Here is a 1,637-nt window from a genome sequence, read left to right as displayed (position 1 = left end):
GCTGCCCCACGCACTCGCGTGCGCATGCTGGTGCACGTTGCATGCATTCGCGCAGCCACACATCGCGGCGGCCGCTGCGCGTTGCAGCGGTGCGCCGCTGCGCTGCGTCGCGCCCCAGCCGCCGTAGCCGCCGTACTCGCGCACCGGCGACCAGTCCGGCATCGCGGGCGGAATCGGCGCATCGTGCGACGCGAACGGGCCCGCGCCCCACACGATCTTGCCGCCCACCACGGTCAGCAGTGCGGTCGTGCCCGCGATGTCGTCCTCGGCGCACGCGAAGAAATCGCGATCCGGGACCACCACGTCGGCCAGTTGCCCGACCGCGATGCGCCCTTTCTTGCCGACCTCGTTCGAGAACCACGTCACGTATTCGGTCCACATGCGCAGCGCGGTCTCGCGATCGAGCAGGTTGCGCTGCGGGTACATGCGCAGGCCGCCGATCGTCTTGCCTGTCACGAGCCAGGACAACGACACCCACGGGTTGTACGACGCCACGCGTGTCGCGTCGGTGCCGGCCGACACCTTGAGGCCCTTCGACAGCATCTTCGCGACGGGCGGCGTCGCTTCGGCCGCCTGCGCACCGTAGCGCTCGACGAAGTATTCGCCCTGGTACGCCATCCGGTGCTGCACCGCGATACCACCACCCAGCGCGGCGATGCGGTCCATCGATTTTTCGGTAATGGTTTCCGCGTGATCGAAGAACCAGTTCAGCCCTTCGAGCGGGATGTCCTTGTTCACCTTCTCGAACACGTCGAGTGCGCGGCTGATCGTTTCGTCGTAGGTCGCGTGCATGCGCCACGGCCAGCGGTTCTGCGCGAGCACGCGCACGACGCCCTCGAGATCGTCTTCCATCTGCGCCGGCAGGTCCGGGCGCGCGACGCGGAAGTCCTCGAAATCGGCGGCCGAGAACACCAGCATTTCGCCCGCGCCGTTATTGCGGAAATAATCCGTGCCGTCGTGATACTTCGTGCTCTTCGTCCAGTTCACGAAGTCTTCCTTCTCGGCATTCGGCTTCTGCGTGAACAGGTTGTACGCGATCCGGATCGTCATCTCGCCGGCATCGTGCAGCTTGCGGATCACTTCGTAATCGTCGGGATAGTTCTGCGAACCGCCGCCCGCATCGATCACGCCCGTCACGCCGAGCCGGTTCAGTTCGCGCATGAAGTGGCGCGTCGAGTTGTACTGGTATTCGAACGGCAGCTTCGGTCCCTTCGCGAGTGTCGCGTACAGGATCGTCGCGTTCGGGTTCGCGAGCAGCAGCCCGGTCGGGTTGCCCGCGGCATCGCGCAGGATCGTGCCGCCCGGCGGCTCGGGCGTGTCCTTCGTGTAGCCGACCACGCGCAGCGCGGCCGCGTTCAGCAGCGCGCGATCGTAAAGATGCAGGATGAACACCGGCGTATCGGGCGCGGCCGCGTTGAGTTCCTCGATCGTCGGCAGGCGCTTCTCGGCGAACTGGTGTTCGGTAAAGCCACCGACCACGCGCACCCATTGCGGCGCGGGCGTGATCGCCACCTGCCGCTTGAGCATGTCCATTGCAACCGCGAGCGACGGCACGCCGTCCCAGCGCAGCTCCATGTTGTAGTTCAGGCCACCGCGAATCACGTGGCAGTGGTTGTCGATCAGGCCGGGCAGCGCGC

1 protein-coding gene is annotated in these 1,637 nt (G+C 66.3%); it reads right to left on the bottom strand.

The genetic code is table 11. The features are described 5' to 3' along the window. Positions 1-1,637, bottom strand: a 1,637-nt coding sequence (locus DID99_RS36560; protein WP_148094713.1) for an amidohydrolase, incomplete at both ends; no start/stop codon positions are given.

It is taken from the genome of Burkholderia sp. Bp8986 (assembly GCF_003854225.1).
Lineage (GTDB): Bacteria > Pseudomonadota > Gammaproteobacteria > Burkholderiales > Burkholderiaceae > Burkholderia.
The sequence above is the reverse complement of the archived record's forward strand: the minus strand, read 5'-3'. Positions and strand labels throughout refer to the sequence as shown.